This is a genomic window from Actinoplanes sp. 13 (assembly GCF_056134165.1).
Window position 1 is genome coordinate 389,226 of record NZ_JBVYOQ010000004.1, and the last position, 19,759, is coordinate 408,984.

General features: G+C 72.5%; 15 protein-coding genes. 6 read left to right on the plus strand and 9 right to left on the minus strand.

The features are described 5' to 3' along the window. The first annotated feature begins 75 nt into the window (after positions 1 to 75). Complete coding sequence (locus AC0NH5_RS12125) at positions 76 to 510, plus strand: DUF6188 family protein (RefSeq protein ID WP_474402785.1); 435 nt, start codon at positions 76 to 78, stop codon at positions 508 to 510. On the opposite strand, the gene AC0NH5_RS12130 is transcribed toward AC0NH5_RS12125, so the two are convergent. From AC0NH5_RS12130 to AC0NH5_RS12145, 4 genes are all read right to left on the minus strand, one after another. Beyond that, complete coding sequence (locus AC0NH5_RS12130) at positions 492 to 2,042, minus strand: diguanylate cyclase domain-containing protein (RefSeq protein WP_474402786.1); 1,551 nt, start codon at positions 2,040 to 2,042, stop codon at positions 492 to 494. The two genes, AC0NH5_RS12125 and AC0NH5_RS12130, sit on opposite strands and share 19 nt — an antisense overlap. Positions 2,043 to 2,113: 71 nt before the next feature. Next, positions 2,114 to 3,028 carry an NAD(P)/FAD-dependent oxidoreductase gene (locus AC0NH5_RS12135; protein WP_474402788.1) on the minus strand — a complete coding sequence of 305 codons (915 nt, stop codon included), beginning with the start codon at positions 3,026 to 3,028 and terminating at the stop codon, positions 2,114 to 2,116. A 23-nt stretch (positions 3,029 to 3,051) separates the two neighbouring features. Further along, on the minus strand, positions 3,052 to 4,824 hold the full coding sequence (locus AC0NH5_RS12140; RefSeq protein WP_474402789.1) for a serine/threonine-protein kinase: 1,773 nt from the start codon (positions 4,822 to 4,824) through the stop codon (positions 3,052 to 3,054). 252 nt (positions 4,825 to 5,076) lie between these two features. Next, positions 5,077 to 6,195, minus strand: coding sequence for a carboxylate-amine ligase (locus AC0NH5_RS12145; RefSeq protein WP_474402790.1), 1,119 nt, complete (start codon positions 6,193 to 6,195; stop codon positions 5,077 to 5,079). A gap of 173 nt (positions 6,196 to 6,368) precedes the next feature. On the opposite strand from AC0NH5_RS12145, the gene AC0NH5_RS12150 reads away from it, so the two are divergent. Both AC0NH5_RS12150 and AC0NH5_RS12155 read left to right on the plus strand, forming a co-directional pair. Continuing rightward, entirely contained in the window at positions 6,369 to 7,532 is a 1,164-nt protein-coding gene (locus tag AC0NH5_RS12150; protein ID WP_474402792.1) for a sigma-70 family RNA polymerase sigma factor, read from the plus strand. Between the two features lie 86 nt (positions 7,533 to 7,618). Next, positions 7,619 to 8,497 carry a DUF1295 domain-containing protein gene (locus AC0NH5_RS12155; protein WP_474402793.1) on the plus strand — a complete coding sequence of 293 codons (879 nt, stop codon included), beginning with the start codon at positions 7,619 to 7,621 and terminating at the stop codon, positions 8,495 to 8,497. A gap of 1 nt (position 8,498) precedes the next feature. Here the strand turns inward: AC0NH5_RS12155 and AC0NH5_RS12160 are convergent, their stop codons facing one another. Both AC0NH5_RS12160 and AC0NH5_RS12165 read right to left on the minus strand, forming a co-directional pair. Next, positions 8,499 to 9,482 (minus strand): LacI family DNA-binding transcriptional regulator, encoded by a 984-nt coding sequence (locus AC0NH5_RS12160; RefSeq protein ID WP_474402794.1) that lies wholly within the window; start codon positions 9,480 to 9,482, stop codon positions 8,499 to 8,501. A gap of 120 nt (positions 9,483 to 9,602) precedes the next feature. Continuing rightward, positions 9,603 to 11,795: a ricin-type beta-trefoil lectin domain protein gene (locus AC0NH5_RS12165; protein WP_474402795.1), complete on the minus strand. Its 2,193-nt coding sequence runs from the start codon at positions 11,793 to 11,795 to the stop codon at positions 9,603 to 9,605. A gap of 244 nt (positions 11,796 to 12,039) precedes the next feature. On the opposite strand from AC0NH5_RS12165, the gene AC0NH5_RS12170 reads away from it, so the two are divergent. Then, positions 12,040 to 13,941: a ricin-type beta-trefoil lectin domain protein gene (locus AC0NH5_RS12170; protein ID WP_474402796.1), complete on the plus strand. Its 1,902-nt coding sequence runs from the start codon at positions 12,040 to 12,042 to the stop codon at positions 13,939 to 13,941. A gap of 47 nt (positions 13,942 to 13,988) precedes the next feature. Here AC0NH5_RS12170 and AC0NH5_RS12175 read toward each other — a convergent pair whose 3' ends face one another. Continuing rightward, positions 13,989 to 14,981 carry a diacylglycerol/lipid kinase family protein gene (locus AC0NH5_RS12175; protein WP_474402798.1) on the minus strand — a complete coding sequence of 331 codons (993 nt, stop codon included), beginning with the start codon at positions 14,979 to 14,981 and terminating at the stop codon, positions 13,989 to 13,991. A 727-nt stretch (positions 14,982 to 15,708) separates the two neighbouring features. On the opposite strand from AC0NH5_RS12175, the gene AC0NH5_RS12180 reads away from it, so the two are divergent. Beyond that, on the plus strand, positions 15,709 to 16,134 hold the full coding sequence (locus AC0NH5_RS12180; RefSeq protein ID WP_474402800.1) for a DUF5994 family protein: 426 nt from the start codon (positions 15,709 to 15,711) through the stop codon (positions 16,132 to 16,134). A gap of 98 nt (positions 16,135 to 16,232) precedes the next feature. Continuing rightward, positions 16,233 to 17,462 (plus strand): cellulose binding domain-containing protein, encoded by a 1,230-nt coding sequence (locus AC0NH5_RS12185; protein ID WP_474402802.1) that lies wholly within the window; start codon positions 16,233 to 16,235, stop codon positions 17,460 to 17,462. Positions 17,463 to 17,465: 3 nt separating this feature from the next. Here AC0NH5_RS12185 and AC0NH5_RS12190 read toward each other — a convergent pair whose 3' ends face one another. Both AC0NH5_RS12190 and AC0NH5_RS12195 read right to left on the minus strand, forming a co-directional pair. Then, positions 17,466 to 18,314 (minus strand): amidohydrolase family protein, encoded by an 849-nt coding sequence (locus AC0NH5_RS12190; protein WP_474402805.1) that lies wholly within the window; start codon positions 18,312 to 18,314, stop codon positions 17,466 to 17,468. After that, the gene (locus AC0NH5_RS12195; protein ID WP_474402807.1) at positions 18,311 to 19,660 is read right to left on the minus strand and encodes an MFS transporter; all 1,350 of its coding nucleotides are present in this window, start codon (positions 19,658 to 19,660) and stop codon (positions 18,311 to 18,313) included. The genes AC0NH5_RS12190 and AC0NH5_RS12195 overlap by 4 nt, the downstream gene beginning before the upstream one ends. Positions 19,661 to 19,759 lie beyond the last annotated feature (99 nt).

Sequence of the window (19,759 nt, forward strand, 5' to 3'; positions counted from 1 at the left end):
CTCTTATGGAAGTCCGGAATACGGTCCTGCCATCCGTAGTCCGACGAGCCATACGAGGTGCTCATGGTGACAGTCATGGTCGCCGACAGGGACGCCGACCGGCGTCCCGGGCGAGGCCGGCCGCTCGACCTGCTGGTCGGGCGGAAACTGGAGTACGTGCTGCTGGGCCACGCCGTCGTGCTGGGGTTCACCGGCGGGCGCCAGGTCCTCATCGAAGCCGTCGCCCACCTGGACGGCCCGTACGGCCGGGCCGATGTGGAGCCCGGCGACGACCCCTCGGACGCGCTCGCCACTCTGCTCGGTGACGTGGTCCGTGCGGCCGGGACGACCGACGCGGGCGAGCTGAGGATCACCTTCGGCGGTGGCGCCGAGGTCCTGGTCGACGTCGACGCCGAGGCCGAGTCGTGGGCGGTCACCGGCCCGGACGGTTTCCTGATCGTGTGCCTGGCCCGCGGCGAGCTGGCCGTCTGGGGCGACCTGCCGGTGGACGGTCAGGGCGCCGGCGCGTAGGAGCCCTTGCCGGCGCGCTTGACCGCGTACATCGCGTGGTCCGCCTCGCGGATCAGGGCATCGCCGTCCCGGGCCGCTTCGGTGGCCACGGCGATGCCCACGCTGGCGCCCACCCGGGCCGGGGCGGCGCCGGAGATCGCCACCGGCTGCTCGACCGCCGCGACGATCCGGGCGGCGATGCCGTGCGGGTCGTCGCCCGAGCTGATCAGGACGGCGAACTCGTCGCCGCCGAGCCGGGCAACGGTGTCGGTGGGGCGTACGCAAGCTGTCAGTCGCTTGGCGATCTCGCGGAGCAGGGCGTCACCCGCCGCGTGGCCGTGCTCGTCGTTGACCTGCTTGAAGTCGTCCAGGTCGATGAGCATGGCGGCCACCGGGCCGCCGGTGGCCAGCGCCGCGTCCAGGCGTTCGGCGTAGAGCGACCGGTTCGGCAGGCCGGTGAGGCCGTCGTGGAAGGCGTGGTGGCGCAGCCGGGCCGCCAAGGCGTCGCGTTCGGCCAGCAGGACGCGCAGCCCCTCCTGGGACTCGTGCAGCTCCCGCACCTTGGAGTCGAGCTCGCCGAGCAGGCGCGCGTTGTCCCGGAACGCGGTGAGCTGCCGCAGCACCACGAGCAGCGTGCTGACCGCGGTGCCGGCCAGCGCGACGGGCACCGTCGACGGGTCCGGGCGCACGACGGCGACAGTGAGCAGCAGGTACGTGACCGCGATCGCCCCGTACGGCAGAAAGCTGTAGGGCCGGCGCCGCCACGGCCCGGACGTGCTCGCCCGGCCGGCCGCCCGGGTCTGGTTGACCCGCAACGCGATCACCAGCAGCGCGTGCGCGGCGACGGTGCAGGCGAGATACCAGTGCAGCCGGTCGCCGTCGAGCCCGTCGCGGGCGACCGCGTCGGCGGCCGACTTGAGCACCGCCCCGCCGGTGGCGATCAGGCCGCACGCCCGGGTGAACGGCGCGGTGCCGGACATCACGAGCTTGGCGACCACGAAGACGCAGAGGAGCAGGATCACCGGCCCGGCCAGCACCGGCGCCGCCATGTCGAGCAGGGCGCCGGGCCGGTCCGGCACGACGAGATGCCAGCCGACGACGACCGCGGCCACCATGACCGTGGCCAGGTCCAGCCAGAAGCGGGTGCGTTCCCGGCGCGAGCCGAAGCCGAGCGGCACGGTGAGCAGGGTGAGCATCAGCCCCGCGCTGCCCAGCGAGAGGGTGGCCAGGTGCACCGGCCCGCCGGTGGCCGCGATGCCGGCGGCGGGGTCGGCGACGGCGATGGCCACCTGTGTCAGGTCGCCGGCCAGATAGATCGCGCCGGCTGCCGTGACCGACCACCAGAATCGGCGGAGGGCGGCCGGGAGCCCGGGCGTCCGTGCGGTCGACCGCGCCACCCCGATCAGGCACACGTGGAAGGCGGCGACCGCGAGCCAGGCGGCCACCACCGGCAGCAGACCGGCGGCGAAGAGCGTGACCAGGCCGGCGGCGCCGGCCACCAGGCCGAGGAGCAGGCGGTCCGCGCGGGCCTGGCGCCACCGATGCACTGTCACGTGGGGCTCATCGGCAGCGCGCCGCCCCGGTTCAGGAGGACGGCGCGGAGTATTTCAGCCGGTTCCCGTTCTCAGGCGGGGCCGACCAGTTCCGTGATGCGGGCGGCGTCGCCCCAGGAGAGGGTGTAGCCCGCGCCGCCGTGGCCGTAACACGCGAACACCGGCCGCGGGTGCCCGGCGACGGCCTCGCTCCGGACGCTGGACCGGGCCGGCCGCAGCCCCACGGCGCGGGTCAGGATCGGCTGCCCGGCCAGGGCGGGCACCAGCTCCCGGACCCGGCTCAGGATGCCGGTCTCGATCTCCGGGTCCACCCGCTCGTCCCAGGAGCCCACCTCGCCGGTGCCGCCGCAGACGACGTCGTGGGCGCGCGGCACGACATAGGTCAGGCCGGCGGGGTTGTCGTCGTCGATGACCCACTCGGTCAGTCCCGGGTTGGCCAGCCGCACCACCTGCCCGCGGATCGGGAAGGCCTCGGTGTCGTCGCCGAGCAGCTCGGCCGAGCGCAGGCCGGCCGCGACCACCAGCGCGTCACCCGTCACCTCCGCCAGCGACCGCACCCGCCCGGTGCGGATCCGGACGCCCAGGCCGAGCACCGACGAGCGGAGCCAGTCCAGATAGGCGTCGGTCTGGACCAGCGGCACCGTGCAGCGCACCCCGGACGGGACGACCTCGTGGTGGGGCACGGCGCGGGTCCAGGAGGTGTCCGGGTCGGACCGCCGGATCAGCACCGTGCCGGTGCGCATCCGCACCCCCGTGCGGTCGTCCCGCGCCAGCTGCTCCAGGCGCTGATAGGTGACCCGGGACGAATCGACCACCGGGCCGGAGACCCGCACGTCGTGCGGGAACCAGATCGCCGCGGCCACCGCCGAGACGCTTGCCGACGCGTCCCGCTCGGCCACGATCAGCACCTGGTGCCCGGCCGTCGCCAGCTCGTGGGCGATGGTCAGCCCGATCACCCCGGCGCCTATCACTGTCACGTCGGCCACGGCGTCGACTGTAGCCGCCTTGATCAGCCCGTCGCGGCGGGCCGCCAGGTGAACTCCGGGCCCCGGGTGGTGCCGCGGGGCAGCAGCGGCCGCGCGGTGTACTCCCAGGTCTGCACGACCACGTAGGTGCCGGCGCGGGGCACGGTCAGCTCGGCCGGCCCGCAGCTGTGCTTGATCGCGAAGTCGGTGAACATCAGGCCGGGGCACCGGTGCGGGCCGGCCACGATCTCGTCGGTCGCGGCGTCGTGCACCGCCACCGAGATGTCGGCCTGGACGCCGGGCGCCGCCTCCATGTCACCCATCACCTTGATCGAGGGCCCGAGGGCGTGGCACGGCTGAGCCAGCACCGGATGCCCGAGCGCCCAGGAATACTGCTCGCCGCACGTCCAGGGGCCGAACTCGACCGAGCCGCCCGCCCGGCCCGGCCCGGCGGTGACCCCGATCCGGCCCGGCCCGGCGGTGACCCCGGCCTTGCCGGGGTCGGGCGCCGTCTCGGGCCGCACGTCGGGACGTGCCGCACCCGAAGGCGCCACGGTGCTGCCGGCGGCGCTGCGGCCCCCGGCGGCGAAGGCCGGTGGCGTGGACAGGCGGTTCGCCGCCGCGGACGGGACGGGCTGCGGGGCCACGCTCGCCGCGCCCTCGCCGCCCGGCGCCGGCAGGGCCTGGGCGGTGACCGGGGCCGGCGTGTCCCGGTCATCACGCAGCTGCCACGCGTGGTAGCCGCCCCACCCGGTCACGGCCAGCGAGCCGGAGACCAGCGCCAGCACCAGGCCGTGCCGGCCCCACAACCAGCTCCGCGGACCGTTGGCGGGGCGCTGCCGGCGGGCCGGTGGGCGCGGCTGCGGCCGGGGCAGGCCGGTGGAGAGCCCGCGGGGCTCGGTGGGCACCGCGTCGGCCGGCACCGGCAACGCCGGCACGCCGGTGGTGCGGCGGGCCAGTTTCCGCAGCCGGTCCGGCAGCTCCTCGGCGGCCGGGCGGCGCTCCGGATCCTTGTCGAGGCACTCCACGATCAGGGCCCACACCTCGGCGGGCACGCCGGCCGGCTCCGGGGGCGGGTCACCGAGGTGACCCTGCAACACCGCGAACGGCTCCCCGACGTACGGCGTACGCCCGCAGACCAGCTCGTACAGCGTGACGCCGAGCGCGTAGACGTCGGCCGCCGGAGTGGCGTCCCCGCCGCTGATGGTCTCGGGCGCCATGTAGTGCGGGGTGCCGATGATCGCGTGCGGGGTGGTGAGCCCGGCCGTGTCCAGGACGCGGGCGATGCCGAAGTCGGTCAGCCGTACGCCGGGGTCGTCCCCCGCACCGCTCAGCAGGATGTTGTCCGGCTTGATGTCGCGGTGCACCACGCCGAGCGCGTGCGTCTCGGTGAGCGCCTCCGCGACCTGCGCCAGCAGGCGCGCGGCGTCCGCGGCCGGCAGCGTGCCGGCGGCGCGCAGCCGGTCCCGCAGGCTGCCGCCGGCCACGAAGTCCATCACCAGGCCGATCGACTCGCCCACGCTGAACAGGTCGCGGACCCCGACGATGTTCTCGTGCCGCACCATCATCAGGATGGTCCGCTCCTGCACGAAGCGGGTGACCAGCTTGGGCTGGCGCAGCAGCCCCTCGTGCAGGAGTTTCACCGCGACCTGCTCGCCGGTGGTGCGGTCGACGCCACGCCACACCGTTCCGGTGGCGCCCTGCCCCACCGGGCAGACCAGGACGTACGAGTTGCCGACGCACCGGTCGGTGAGGTCGACGGTGCCGGGCACCGCGGAGCCGGGGACGGACCCGTTGTGGAATAGGGGTGACTGCACGTGTTCGCCGAGTCCTTTCTGCGCCCGGGACGGACCCGGGAGGAGGGGGATCGAAGCGACGACGATCGTCGCGGCGCCCGGGACCGGTGGCAACGATCAGCCGCCCGAATAGCCAGGAAATGTCATGCTCGGTAACGGGTCGTCACCCGGCCGGTCACAGCTCGTTAGATCTCCCACTCGGCTCGCGGACTTGCCGCACGCAGCGTGGGGATTTCGGGCGTGGAGCGCACCTGAAATCACCATGTACTGCTTTCAGGCGGCGCTGGTCCATGCCGCGAGGCTGGCCAGCACCGCGCGCAGGTCGCCGGTGCCCTGGTGGATCCGGCGCTGCCGGGCGGCGCCGTCACCGGTGTGCCGCAGCCGGGCCAGGCCGTCGACGGTCAGGGTGAGGTCGCCGGAGGCGAGCAGCGCGGGGCTGACCGTGGCGAAGAACTCGTCGACCAGGTCCCACGCCGGGCGGGCGTGGCCGAGGCGCAGATCGATGAGCGAGCCGCCGAGTCCCTCGTGGGCGGCCCGCCAGTGCGCGGCGGCGACCACGGAGTCGCGCAGGTGCGGGGCGGGGTGGCCGTCCAGGACGTCGGTGACGGCGGTGGCCACGGCGGCCCGGATCAGCGCGGTGACCAGAACGGCGTCGGTGACGTCTGTGCAGACGTCACCGACGCGGATCTCCACGGTCGGGTAGGTCGGTGACAGCCGGGCGTACGAGTAGACGGTGGCCTCGTCGAGCAGCACGCCGGCGTCGAGCAGCTCCGCCACCGTGTGGTCGTGGTCGGCCACGCCGGGCCGGCGCCGCAGCTGCAGGGACCGCCAGCTGGCGTGCCCGGTGTCGGACCCCTCGAAGAACGGCGAGTTGGCGGTCATCGCCTGGATCACCGGCAGCCAGACCCGGATGTGGTTGCGGACCTGGACCGCCAGTTCGCGGTCGGGCACGCCGACGTGCACGTGCATGCCGCAGACCGCCGGGTCGAGCGCCACCGGGCCGTACCGGTCGACCAGGTTCTGGTGCTGCTCGCCGGCCGGGACGTCGCGGTCCGGTTCGCCGATGGGGGTGGCGCCGATCGCCACCAGGCGCGCGCCGGCCGCTTCGGCCGCGGCCGAGGCGGTGGCCCGCAGCGCGGTCAGCTGCCGTCGCACGTCGCGCAGGTCGGTGCAGACGCCGGTGACCAGTTTGATCATGCTGCGCCGCATCTCCGGGCGACTCTGCCCGCGCAGCCGCTCCGGCAGCAGGCCGCGCACCTCCTCGGCGACCGGGACGTTGCGGCCGGTGAGCGGGTCGAGCAGCAGGAATTCCTCCTCGACCCCGACGGTGAAGACCTCCGGCACCGGGCTGCCGTCGATGATCGCGCTCCCGGTGGTGATCGTGGAAGTCATCGCGAACCGTCCTCTCGACATGCGCCGGGGTCCGGCGCGGCGGGGTGGCTACCCCGGCCTCACGACCGCAAACGGCTCATGATCCGGCCCCGGGGGGCCGATCGGCGGGCGTCGTTTGAACTGATCTGTCACGGGCACTCCGGTGCCGGGTTCCGCGGACCAGGGGGTGAAGCATGTCGTTCGGGCAGACTGCCGACGTGGTGGTTCAGTGCGCCGGCGATGCCGGCGCTGTGCGGGAGGACCTTGACGAGATCGCCGAGCGTTACGCCCGCGAGCGGGACGCGGCCGACGACGTCCGGGCACGCCGGCTGCGCGACGAGATGATCCGCGTGGGCCTGCCGATGGCCGGGCGCCTGGCCCGCAGGTACCGGGGCCGCACGGAGCCGCTGGCGGACCTGGAGCAGGTGGCCCGGCTGGGCCTGGTGAAGGCGGTCGACCGCTACGACCCGCAGCGGGGCTCCTTCACCGCGTACGCGATGCAGACGGTCGTCGGCGAGCTGAAGCGGCACCTGCGGGACCGGAGCTGGGCGGTGCACGTGCCCCGCCGGATGCAGGAGCTCGCGATGGCGGTGACGCACCACGAGGTCGAGCTGACCCGGGAGCTGGGCCGGCCGCCCACCGACGCGGAGACGGCGCAGCGGGCCGGCCTGGCGGCCGACGAGCTGGACCAGGCGCGGGTGGGTGCCGGCGGTTACCGCGCGTTCTCGTTGAACATGCCGATCGGGGACGGCAGCGCCCAGTTCGGCGACCTGTTCGGGGCGCCGGACCCGTCGATGGAGAAGATCGCCGACCGGCTGTCGGTCACCGAGCTGATCAACTGTCTCCCCGGCCGGGAGCGGCTCGTGGTGATCTCGATCTACTACGGCGGCCGCACCCAGGCCGACATCGCGGCCGAGCTCGGCATCTCCCAGATGCAGGTCTCCCGGATCCTGTCGCGGGTACTGGCGTGGATGCGCGAGGGCCTGCTGACCGACCGGGTGCCCCGCTGGGCGGCGGGTCCCGAGCGGTGGGAGGCGTCGTTCGAGGTGCGGGCGGCGCTGGCGCCGGGCGGCGAGCTGGCGGTGACCGTCACCGGCGAGGTGGACCGCGACAACGCGGGGCGGCTGCAGACCGCGCTGCTGGAGCTGGTCTGCCGACAGCCCGCCGGTCATCGGGTCGTCCTGCAGTTGGGCGGGGTGCCGCTGCTGGACGCGGCCGGGGTGCGGGTGCTGCTGAAGGTGTACGAGGCGGCGGGCGCCCGGGACGTCACGGTGACGGCGGCCGGGCTGAGTCCACTCGTCCGCCAGATCGCCGCCGTGTCGGGGCTGACGCCGATGCTGGCGCCGCAGGACGACTGACGACCGCGCCGGTGAACTTCGCACCGGCCGAGAAGCCGCCGTCCGTATGATATCGATGAAACGCGATGCGGGCCTACGCTCCTGCTGTGCCCGCAGCCCGTCACACCTCGCGCCCGGTGGGGTTCGCTGTCGTCGCGTTGACCTACGGGCTGGCCGGTCTCGCGGCGTGGGCAGCGGTCCTCGCGCTCCCGGGCCGGCACCCGTTGCCGGTCACGTTCGTGGCCGATGTCGCGGCCACCGTGGTCGTCTTCGCGGCCAGCACGGTGGTGGCGAACGCGAGCCTCTACGACGCGTACTGGAGCGTCGCCCCGGCGGTGATCGTGGTGGCGTGGGCGTGGCCGGTCACCACCGGGCGGCAGGCGGCGGTGGTGGCGCTGGTGCTCGCCTGGTCGATCCGGCTGACCGCGAACTGGGCCTGGTCGTGGCAGGGCCTGAGCCACGAGGACTGGCGTTACGTGCGCCTGCGCGAGCAGCGGGCCGGGTGGTTGCCGTGGTGGCTGGTCAACCTCGCGGGCATCCAGATGATGCCGACGCTGGTGGTCTTCACCGGTCTGCTCGCCGTCTGGCCGGCGGTCACCGTGACCGGCCGGCCGTTCGGAGCGCTCGACGTCGCCGCGGTGCTGGTCACCGGTGGGGCGATCGTGATGGAGGCGACCGCGGACCGGCAGTTGCACCGGTTCGCCGGTGATCCGGCCAACCGGGGACGGGTCATCGACCGGGGGCTGTGGCGCTGGTCCCGGCACCCGAACTACCTGGGCGAGATCACGTTCTGGTGGGGTCTGTGGCTGTTCGGGCTGGCGGCCGCGCCGAGCTGGTGGTGGACGGTCGCCGGGCCGGTCACGATGGTGCTGCTGTTCACGTTCGTCAGCGTGCCGATGATGGAACGCCGCTCGCTGGAACGCCGCCCGGACTATGCGGAACACATGCGCCGCGTCCCGGTGCTGCTGCCCTGGCCGCGCCCGTAGTTCAGCGCCGGGGGACAGGGCCGGTGGACTCGCGGACCACGAGTTCGGTGGCCAGCTCGACGTGCAGGGCGTCGAGCTCGTGCCGCTCCAGCAGGCGCGACAGCAGGTTGACGGCCATCCGGCCCATCTCGGCCAGGGGCTGGCGGACCGTGGTGAGCCGGGGATGCGTGGCGCGGCTGACGTCGATGTCGTCGAAGCCGGCGATCGACACGTCGCCGGGCACCCGCAAGCCGCGCTCGGCGGCGGCGCGGGCGGCGCCGACGGCCATCTTGTCGTTGAACGCGACGATCGCGGTCGGGTGGTCCGGGACGTCGAGCAGTTCGCAGGCGGCCCGGTAACCGTGGTCCTCGCTGGGTTCGGGGACGAAGCGCATGAGTTCCGGCGCCGGCAGCACGCCCATCTCGGCGAGCGGGGCGACATAGCCGGCCAGCCGGTTGTCGTTGACGAGCCATTCGCGCGGGCCGCCGATGATCGCCACCCGCCGGTGCCCGAGCTGGACGAGGTGGGACATCAGGCTGCGGGCGCCGGCGAAGTGGGCGGCGGAGACGGCGACGACGTCGCGGGGCGGGGGTAACCGGGGGTCGACGACGACGAACGGGAACTGCCGGTCGCGGAGCGCGGCCAGTGCGGCCTCGTCCTCGGGCGGCAGGATCAGCACGGCGCCGGCGATGCCGGGCTGGTCGGGGAGGCCGCTGAGCACGTCCTTGTCCTTGGCGGCCCGCCCGGCGTTGAGGACGATGCTCAGGCCGTGCAGGTCGGCGGTCTCGGCGATCGAGGAGACGATCAGACCGAAATAATCGGTGAGGACGTACGGGCAGCGCAGGTACACGGCGCCGGTGGCCTCCTCACCGGTGCCCTTGCGGCCGAGCCGGTCGGCCGCGTCGAGGACCCGGCGTCGGGTGTGCTCGGCGACGTTCGCCTGGCCGTTGAGGGCGCGGGAGATGGTCGCGATGGACAGGCCGGTCTGGGCCGCGAGGTCCCGCACCGTCGCACCTCGCGTCACAACGCTCCCTGTCCTCGTCAGCGCCTCTCTCTGCTGTTCCGCAGCATAACGGCCGCGGGGCCGCACCGCCGTCACGGCGGTGCGGCCCCGGGCGCCGCTACCTCACGGGCCGCTGGTCAGGTGCGTGACCTGACGCGCGCTGTTGACCGTCAGGCCGCTGTTGTTGATGACGCGGCTGATCGTGCCGGTGCCGCCCAGCGAGACGGTCACCATGTTGCGGAACTGCACCCCCGGCTTGACCGGCACCTCGAACGCGCGGGCGTTCACCACCGACGGGTTGACGTTGAAGTAGGCGTAGGAGCCGAGGCCCCAGGCCTGGTGGTTGGTGACCGAGTCGGCCACCTTGTACGCCGCCCATCCCTGGGTCGAGCCGTTCATGTAGGCGGCCTGGTTCGGCGGGTCGTACGGCATCTCGTTCTGATAGAAGTAGGTCCGGCCGTTCTCGCCGTTCCAGATGGTCTGGTATTTCTGGTAGTGCTCGACGAACAGGCCGTAGAACGTCACGTCGTCACCGTTGACGGTCAGCCCGTTGTCCGCGGTGTTGATGTTCCAGCCGACGGTGCCGCTGTTGCCGTGGTCGGCACGCCAGATCCAGGTGTGGTCGCCGATCACGTCGTCGCTGTTGATCTGCAGGCTGATCGAGGCCTTGCCGGCGATCGAGCCGCCGATCCGGAAGAACACGTCGTGCAGCGAGGTCGGGTTGGCCGAGTGGTCCGCGGACGACCCGTTCGGGCCGACCTCCATGAGCATCGGCGAGTTGGTGGTTCCGGCGTCGAACATGATGCCGGCGACCTTGACGCCGTCGACGTCGGCGACGCGCATCGGCACGATGCCGTTCTGCGGGACGAACGTGGCCAGGCCGAGGCCGAGCACCACGGTGTTCGGCCGGGTGATGGTCAGGGTCTGGTCGAGGTTGTAGGTGCCCGGCGTGACCAGCAGGTGGCGGCCGGCCGCCAGCGCGGCGTTGATGGTCGCGGCGTTGTCGCCCGGGCGGACGATGTGGAACTGGCTCAGCGAGATCGACTCCCCGGCCGGGGTGCCGTTGGCCCAGGTGGTGCCACTGGCGTTGCGGCGCAGTGCGGGAACGAACACGTGGTACGCGCCGGCGCCGTCCACGTAGAGATAAGGCTTCTCCCGGACGACCGGCGCCTGCCCGATCGTGGTGTACGGCGGGTTCGGGAAGCTGTTGCCGGGTGCGCCCTGGACGCCGACGAAGACCTGGTTCCAGTTGGAGCCGGTCCAGCTGCCGATCTGCGAGTTCCGGGTGATCCACTGCTGCTGCGAGCCGGAGTCGATCTGCCCGTCGATCTTGGAGTCGGAGATCCAGCCGCCGGACGACCAGCCGCCGTCCGAGAGCGCGAGGTTGCCGCGCAGGTGCATCCGCCGGTACGGCGCGGCCTGCGACACCGACCAGCGGTCCTGGCCGCCGGTCGGGTTGACGGCGAGGCCCTCGGCGGCGCGCCAGAAGTTCTGGGTGGCGTTCTGCGAGCCGTCCGGCCACCAGTCCGCCTCGACGTGCACCCGGCCGTTGATGGTGGTCTGGCCGGGGACGAGGCCGAGGCCGGCGACCTGGGTGAAGAAGCCGACGTTGGCGTCGACGTTGTAGGCGCCCGGCTTGAACAGCATGGCGAACCGCTGCGGGCCGAACTGGTTGGTGACCTGCTGGTTGAAGACCTGGTTGAGCCGGTTCTGGATGGTCGACGCGGACATCGACGGGTCGAAGACCGAGACGTTCGGGCCCAGGTCGGGGTTGGTGACCGGGGTGCCGGGCGGGGTGGTCGGCGGTGTGGCAGGCGGAGTTCCGGTGCCGTTCTGGGTCCACCGCTGGTTGGCCGAGCCGGTGCAGGACCAGATCTGCAGCCGGGCGCCGTCGGCGGTGCTGTTGTTCTGGACGTCGAGGCACTTGCCGTTGGCCTGGTTGACCAGGGCGCCGGCCGCGTTCCGCGTCCACTTCTGGGTGGCCACCGCGTCGTAGCAGGTCCACAGGTGGGTCAGCGCGCCGTCAGCGCTCGCGTTGTTCGCGACGTCCAGGCACTTGCCCTGGCTCTGCACCTGCCCGTTGTCGGCCAGTGTCCACTGCTGACTGGCCACCGTGCTGTAACAGGTCCATTGGTGGATGACGGCGCCGTCAGCGGTGGAGTTGTTCGCGACGTCCAGACATTTGCCGCTGGAGGCGCTGACCAGCGAGCCGACCGAGGCGGCGAACGCGCTCGTCATGCCGGCGACGCCGAGCCCCGCGACCACGACGCCGGAGACGGTGAGGGCGAGCAGGGGACGCAACTTCGGAGGGGACATGGGGTGACTCCCGGGGTCGAGGGGCGGTCTTCGACCCCGTCGCCATGGGGGAACTGCCGGTCGGCGGAGTCTCCTCAGCACGAAACAGGCAAGTAACTTTAAAGTCAAGAGCGTTACAGTTCCGGAACTCGGACTGGCGCGGGAAGACGGTTCCGGAACTGCTTCTACGGCGGAAAGCGTTGACAGGCGGCGATGTAACGCTGTTTCGTTCCTGTAACTTACTGCCGACCTGAGGAGTTACGTAGTGGGGTCGTCCCGTTCACGTGCCGCAACGCTCGCCGCGGTTGCGCTGGCCGTGCCCGTCGCGCTGGCCGGTGTGGTCGGCCCGGCCGGCCCGGCCGTGGCAGCCACGTCGGTGCAGGTCTACTGGAGCTCAGAGTCGCGGACCGCCGGCTTCGAACCGGTCAACGGCAACTGGTACACGAACCCGGCCGCCGGTCTGGCAGGCACGCCGTACAAGCTGTCCCGGCAGGCGGACGTCCCGCTGGTCGCCGCGGCCGGCACCGCGACCATCACGGCCGACACCGCCCGGCAGCACCAGAGCATCCTCGGCTTCGGCTCCTCCCTTGAGGAGTCCACCATCTTCAACCTGTCCCGGATGAGCGCCACCGCCCGGGAGCGGACCCTGCGCTCGCTGCTCGACCCGGGCACCGGCGCCGGCTTCAACGTCGCCCGGATCGCGTTCGGCGCCAGCGACTTCACCAGCCGGACGTTCTACACGTACGACGACGGGGCCGCCGACCCCACGCTGTCCCGGTTCTCCATCCAGAAGGACATCGACTACAACATCATCAGCGTGCTCAAGCAGGCCCGGGCGATCAACCCGAACCTGCTGATCTTCGCCAGCGTGTGGAGCCCGCCCGCCTGGATGAAGTCCAACAACAGCCTGATCGGCGGCAGCCTGCTCGACCAGCACGTGCCGACCCTGGCGGCGTACTACCGCAAGTCGGTGCAGGCGTACGCCGCGCAGGGCTTGCCGATCCACGCCGTCACGCTGCAGAACGAGCCGCTGTACGAGCCGCCGGACTACCCCGGCACGCTGATCTCCGCCGACCAGGAACGGCGCCTGGCCGTCGCGATGCGCGCCGAGTTCACCGGCAACGGCCTGGGCGCGACCAAGATCTGGGCGTTCGACCACAACTTCGCGCAGGGCCAGTCCTACATCGCCGGAGTCGTCGGCGCACCCGGCAGCCCGAACGACGCGTTCAACGCCGTCGACGGTTTCGCCTTCCACGACTACGCCGGCGAGCCGAGCGTGATGGGCCAGGTGAAGGCCGGTTACCCGAGCAAGGACGTGGCGATGACGGAGCGGGCGGTCTGGGGGACGACCGGCGCCAACCGCATCGTCGACTATCTGCGCAACGACTCCGTCATGTATCAGAACTGGGTCACCATGCTCGACCAGAACCGGGCCCCGGAGAAGTGGACCGGCGCACCCGACCCCACCATGCTGGTGCAGAACCCGTCCGCCCCGGACACCGTGTGGGCGCTGCCGGAGTACTACCTGACCGCCCAGTTCTCGAAGTTCATCCAGCGCGGCGCCCGGCGGGTGGCCACGAACAACGGCACGGCGAGCACGGTCACCAACGTGGCGTTCCGCAACCCGGACGGCAGCCTGGCCACCGTCGTGGTCAACCGCACCGGCACCGACCAGCAGTTCACCCTGCGGGCCGGCAACCAGCAGTTCACCAGCACCCTGCCGGCCAAGACCGTCGGCACGTACGTCTGGGCCGGCGTCGACACCGGCACTCCGCCGCCGTCCGGCACCGGGGTGCTGCGCTCCGCCCTCAGCGGCCGCTGCGTCGACATCCCCGCCGCCAACCCGGCCGACGGCGCCCGCCTGCAGATCTACGACTGCAACGGCACGGCCGCCCAGCAGTGGGCTCTCGCCGCCGACGGCACCGTGCGGGCCCTCGGCAAGTGCATGGACGCGGCAGCCGCCGGCACCGCGAACGGCACCGCGATCCAGCTCTACACCTGCAACGGCACCGCCGCCCAGCGCTTCACCCTCACCGCCGCCGGCGACCTGGTCAACACCGCGGCCGACCGCTGCGTCGACGTGGTCGGCAACGGCTCCGCCAACGGCGCGCAGCTCCAGCTCTGGGACTGCGGGGGCACCGCCAACCAGAAGTGGGCGCGCGCCTGACTCGTACGACCTGTTCAGCCCCGGCCGTCACCGGCCGGGGCCGAGCTCTATCCGGCCTGGTTCAGCAGGTCGGCCTGGCGGTCGGTGGCGGCGTCGGCGTCGACGGCGAGGTCCGGGTCGGCGGCCGGCTGCGGCACACACAACCAGAGCGCCTGCGGTACGACCTCGACGAGCAGCCGGGCACCGGGCTCGACCAGATCGCCGTCGAGTTGACGCGGCTGCGCCCGGTTGCTGGTCACCTCGATCCGCCGCCCCCGTAGCACCTCCATCGACGGGATCCGGTCGCTGCGCCGCAGCAGCGCCCAGCCGAGGGCCACCCACCGCCGCAGGGTCCGGGGCGTGAGGATCGCGATGTCCAGGACGCCGTCGTCGGGTTCCGCGTCACCCAGCAGCCGCAGGCCGCCCTGGAGCCGGCCCACGTTGGCGATCAGCACCGAGCGGGCCCGCCGCCGCATCGGCGCTCCGCCGTCGATGCGGACGGTCACCCGCATCGGCCGGTCCTTGAGATGCTTCATCGCGCCCAGGACGTACGCCGGCCAGCCGATGTGCTTCTTCGCCGTGTCGGAGGTGGCGTCGAGCATGTGTGCGTCGAAGCCCATGCCGGCCATCACGGCGAAGTGCCGGCCGTCGAGGGAGCCGACGTCCAGCCGCCGCATGCCACCCTCCAGCGCGACGGCGAGACCGGTGGCCAGATCGGTCGACAGCCCCAGGTTCGCGGCCAGCAGATTGCCGGTGCCGGCCGGTAGCACGGCCATCGACACGTCGGTGCCGACGAGCGCCGACACGGCGGACATCACGGTCCCGTCGCCGCCGCAGACGAAGACCACCTCGGCGCCCGACTCGACGGCCGTCCGCGTCTGGCCGAGGCCGGGATCGCTCGCGGTCGTCTCGAACCACCGGGGCGCGGGCCAGCCGGCGCCCGCCAGCGTGTCGTCGACGGTCCGGCGGAGGGCGTCGAGATCGTCGATCTTCGCGGGGTTGACGACGACCGCTGATCGCGGCGCCTTCGCGGTGCGGCTGTGACCGGTCGTGACCGTCATCGGGGGGTGCTCGCTTCCAGCTGGGGTGTTTCGTGACCGGCGCAGGGCAGAATGCCGACGACATCGAACGTCGTCCTCCTGGCGGTACCCCGGTGAGGAGGCCGCAAACTGTCACACCGTTTTTCTCGCCGTCGACAATGAAGTATCCGGGTCGTTGCGAATGTATTAACCGATCAGTGCGACGTTTGACGTCGGAAGATTATGTACGCCCAGCTCTCCTTATCAGTCTTCAGACCTGCTCGTATGCCCCTGGCGCCGGCGCCGGACAGTGGGCTGGCCCACACTTCGGCCGGTGAAAGTCGACGATCGCGAACAGTGAGCAGGTAATCGGTTTCGATCAGCAATTCCATGCTAGATTGGGCGACAGGAAATTAATTTTCCATGCACGCTTGCCGTGCCGGTGCACATTCGCCGGCGGGCGGATTTCTCTCATCCGGCGATGTTCGCCGATGTGATGCAACCTTGCTCGTGACGGCCCGACTGGTTCAGCGGGCCGTCACGAGCAAGGCGAGAGATCGCGTGCCTCCCGCAACGGCCCGCCGTTCCTCCGCGGTCGCTCCTGACGATGTTCCGGCCGGTGGATCCGGGCCGGTGCGGACGGCGGCGACGCGATCGGCGACCGCGCGACCATCGCTGGTGACCGTGGCGAGCATGCCGACCGGCTCGCCGGCCAGCTTTCCCGCCTCGCCGAGCTGGTCGCCTCGCCGCCAGAAGGATGCGATTCGCCATGACGACCACCGTTGCAGACTCTCCGCGACTCCGGATGAAGCCCGGCTCGGCACCGTCCACCGTGCTCGACGGCGGTTGGTGGCCGCGCACCACCGACCTCGCGGCGGAGCTCCCCGCCCTGATCACCGCTCTGGGCGGGAGCCGCGGCGTCGTCACCCACGTCCTGCTCAGCTCGGCGGCCTGGGACATGCCGCACCCCGCCCGGATGCCGGCCGGGGACCTGTCGCTGCGGCTGAGCTGGTTCACCTCCCAGCCGGCCGGTCTGCTGACCATGATCTGTGACTTCGGCCGTGGCCGGTACGACGTGCTGGTGATCCCGCCCCGCACCGGCGCCGGGCCGGCCGGCGAGGCGCTGACCGCGGCCGGCGACCGCGACGACACGCGTAACGCCCAGGCCCTGCTGCCGCCGGACGGGCCGAGCTGAGCGTCCCGGTTGCGGTAGTTCCCGTACTTGGTCGAGGAGACGCCATCAAGTTATAGTCCTCGATGTTTGGGAGCGCTCCCAAAACTGAAGGGGCCATGATGCGACGACTGATCCCGACGACGGTGGCGGCAACCGTGCTGATGGGTGCCGGGCTGGTGATGGCCGGTGCACCGACCGCGACGGCGGCGCAGGCCTGCACCGTCGACTGGGTCCCGAACCAGTGGTCGACCGGGTTCACCGCCGAGGTCCAGGTGACCAACGGCGGCACCCCGGTCACCTCGTGGACGTTGAGCTGGACCTTCGCCGGGGACCAGCGCGTAACCAGCGGCTGGAACGCCACCGTCACCCAGACCAGCAGGTCGGTCACCGCGTCGAACGTCAGCTGGAACGGCACCCTCGCCACCGGCGCGTCCGCCCGGTTCGGGTTCCAGGCCACATATTCGGGCGCCAACACCCGGCCCGCCGACTTCGCCTTCAACGGAGTCCCGTGCAGCGGCGACGTGCCTACGCCCGGGCCGTCCGGCAGCGTGACCTCCGCGCCCGTACCGTCATCGTCTGTTTCGACCCCGCCCGGGCCGTCGCCGTCCACCTCGACGCCGCCCGGGCCGTCGCCGTCCGCCTCGACCCCGCCCGGACCGTCCGGATGCGTGCCCGCCGCCGTCTGCGACGGCTTCGAGACGCAGGCAGGAGCGGTGCCCGGCGGCGACTGGACCGTCGCGTACCCGGACTGCTCCGGCGCCGGCACCGCGGCGATCGACCGGACGGTGGCGCACAGCGGGTCCACGTCGCTGCGCATCAACGGCGCGGCCGGTTACTGCAACCACGTCTTCGCCGCCAACACCCGGATCCTCGGCACCGCCGGACCGGTCTGGTTCGTGCGGTACTGGGTGCGGCACACCACCCCGCTGCCCACCGCGCACATCACCACCGTGGCGATGCGCGACGCCGCCGACGGCAACCGCGACCTGCGCTTCGGCGGGCAGAACGGCGCCCTGCAGTTCAACCGGGCCTCCGACGACGCAACCCTGCCCGAGCAGAGCCCGGCCGGCGTCGCCCTGTCCGCCCCGCTGCCGGTGAACGTGTGGAACTGCGTCGAGTTCAAGGTCGACGGTCGCGACGGCACCATCGAGACCTGGCTGAACGGCACCTCGGTCCCCGGCCTGCGACAGGACGGCGTGCCCACCCACGACATCGACAGTCAGTGGCTCAACCGCACCTGGCGGCCGTCGCTGACCGACTTGCGCCTCGGCTGGGAGAGCTACGGCGAGGGCGCGGACACCCTTTGGTACGACGACGTGGCCGTGAGCAGCGCGCGCAACGGGTGCTGAGGTTCAGCGGAGGGTGTAGACGCGTGCCGCGTTGTCGTGGAACACGGCGTCCTTCTCCGCGGGCCGCAGTCCTTCGGTGAGGCGGTCGGCGATCTCCACGACCCTCTGGTAGTCCGCTTCCAGAGTGCACACCGGCCAGTCCGATCCGAACAGCAGCCGCCCGGGGCCGAAGGCGTCCAAGGCGGTGTCGGCCGCGGGCCGGAGATCCTCGATCCGGCGGCTCCCCGCCTCGGTCACCAGGCCGGACAGCTTGGCGACCGTGTTGGGCAGCGCGGCGAAGCGGTGCAGGGAGGCGGCCCAGGTGGCGAGGTCACCGCCGGCGAGCGGCGGCTTGCCGAGATGGTCGAGCACGAAGGTCAGGCCGGGAAGCAGGCGAGCGGCGCCGGTGGCGGCGTCGATCTGGTGCGGTGTGACGACGAGGTCGTAGACCAGCCCGGCCGCGGCGACGGCGGTCAGGCCGCGCAGCACGTCCGGCCGTAGCAACCAGCGCGGGTCCGGTTCCTCCTGGACCTGGTGCCGGACGCCGGCCAGCCGATCCCCGCCGGGCAGCGCCCGCAGCGCGGCGATCGCGTCGCCGACGTCCGGGGCGGTGAGGTCGGTCCAGCCGACGACCCCGGCGACCAGGTCGTCACCGCCGGCGAGAGCCAGCAGTTCGGGCGTCTCCCCGGGCACACAGGCGGTCTGCACGACCACGGTGCCGGCCACTCCCGCGGCGCGGGCTTCGGCGGCGAGGTCTGCCACCGAGAACGAGCGCGCGAGCGGGGCGAGGTACGCACCGGTGATCCAGGGTTGCGGCCGGACCGTGAGGTCCCAGACGTGGTGATGCGCGTCGATGATCCGCCGGTTGCTCATCGGCCTTCCTTGACAGTCGCGGGTTGCCCGCCGGCGTGCTGGGCGGCTGTGGGAGCAGTGTCCGGCTGGGTGGCTGTGGGAGCAGCGTCCGGCTGGGCGGCTGTGGGTGTGGTGTCCGGCTGGTCGTCCTGGGCGGCGATCGCGGCGGGCTCGGCTGCGACCGGCACGAGGACCGCGGCGATCAGCGGGAACACGGCCACCACGGCGAAACTCGGTGCGAAGCCCGCGGCGCCGATCGTCACGGCCAGCGCCGGCGGTGTGGCAGCCGTCAGCGCGTTCTGGCCGGTGGTCTGGATGCCGAGCGCCCGGCCGGCCCAGGCCGGTCCGGCATATTCGGCGACGGCGGTGAAGGACAGGCCGTTGCTGCTCGCCGCCACCACCCCGAGGAACAGCAGGGCGGGCACCGCCAGACCGGAGCCGGCCGCCGCGGCGGCGGCCAGCACCAGCATCGCCATGCCGGTGGTGACCGCGATGATCCGCATGGGCCGCAACCGGCTGCCGGTGCGGTCCGACCAGTAGCCCGCCCCGAGCCGGCTGAGCGCGCCGCACACCTGCGCCCCGGCCAGCAGATGGCCGGCGGCGAGGGCGCTCCACCCGCGGGCGTCGGTGAGGAACACCAGCGCGAACGTGGTGGTCGTGAACTGCGGGATGACCAGGAGCGCGCTGGCGGCGTGGACCCGCCACAGGCCGGAGGAACGATAGGGCGAACGCGGACGTGCGTCCTCGGCTGTCCCGTGGTCCGGGGCCGGCCGGTAGCCCGAGGCCCTCGGGGCGGTGGGCGACGGCCGGGGTGCCGGATCGCGGACGAACACGAAAGCCGCTGTCGCAGCGGCCAGGAGCAACGTCGCCAGGAACGACAACGGCACGGTGGTGCCGCCCGCGGCCAGGGCGGGCAGAACGGCGGCGGCCAGCGCGAGCCCCATCGGTCCGGCGCTCTGCCGGATGCCCATCGCCAGCGCGCGCTCGTGCCGCGCGAACCAGCCCAGGATCAGCCGGCCACTGGCCAGCACGGAACCGGTGGCCGCACCGGCGAGGGTGAGGCAGGCGGCGAGACTCGGCGTGTCCGGTGCCCAGCGGGAGCCGAACAGGATCAGGCCGGCCAGGCCGAGACCGGTGGAGAGCACGACCCGTTCGCCCCACCGGTCGGCCGCGGCGCCCCAGGCGATGAGCGTGAGCATCACGCCGGCGGTGGGGCAGGCCACCAGCAGGCCGGTCTGTTCCAGGGACAGGCCCTCGTCGCGGAAGGCGGGGATCAGGTAGGCGAGGCCGTACTGGAAGGTGCTGCCGGCGATCATCGCCAGCATCCCGACGACCAGCATCAGCCAGCGCCCGCGCTCCTGCGGCATCCCGCGGTTTCCGTCCCGTCCTCGCCGGCGCCGTCCGGCGCGGCCCGTCGATTGCATCGTGCGGCGTCAATGTAGCGGGCCGGCGCACCGCCCGGGGCC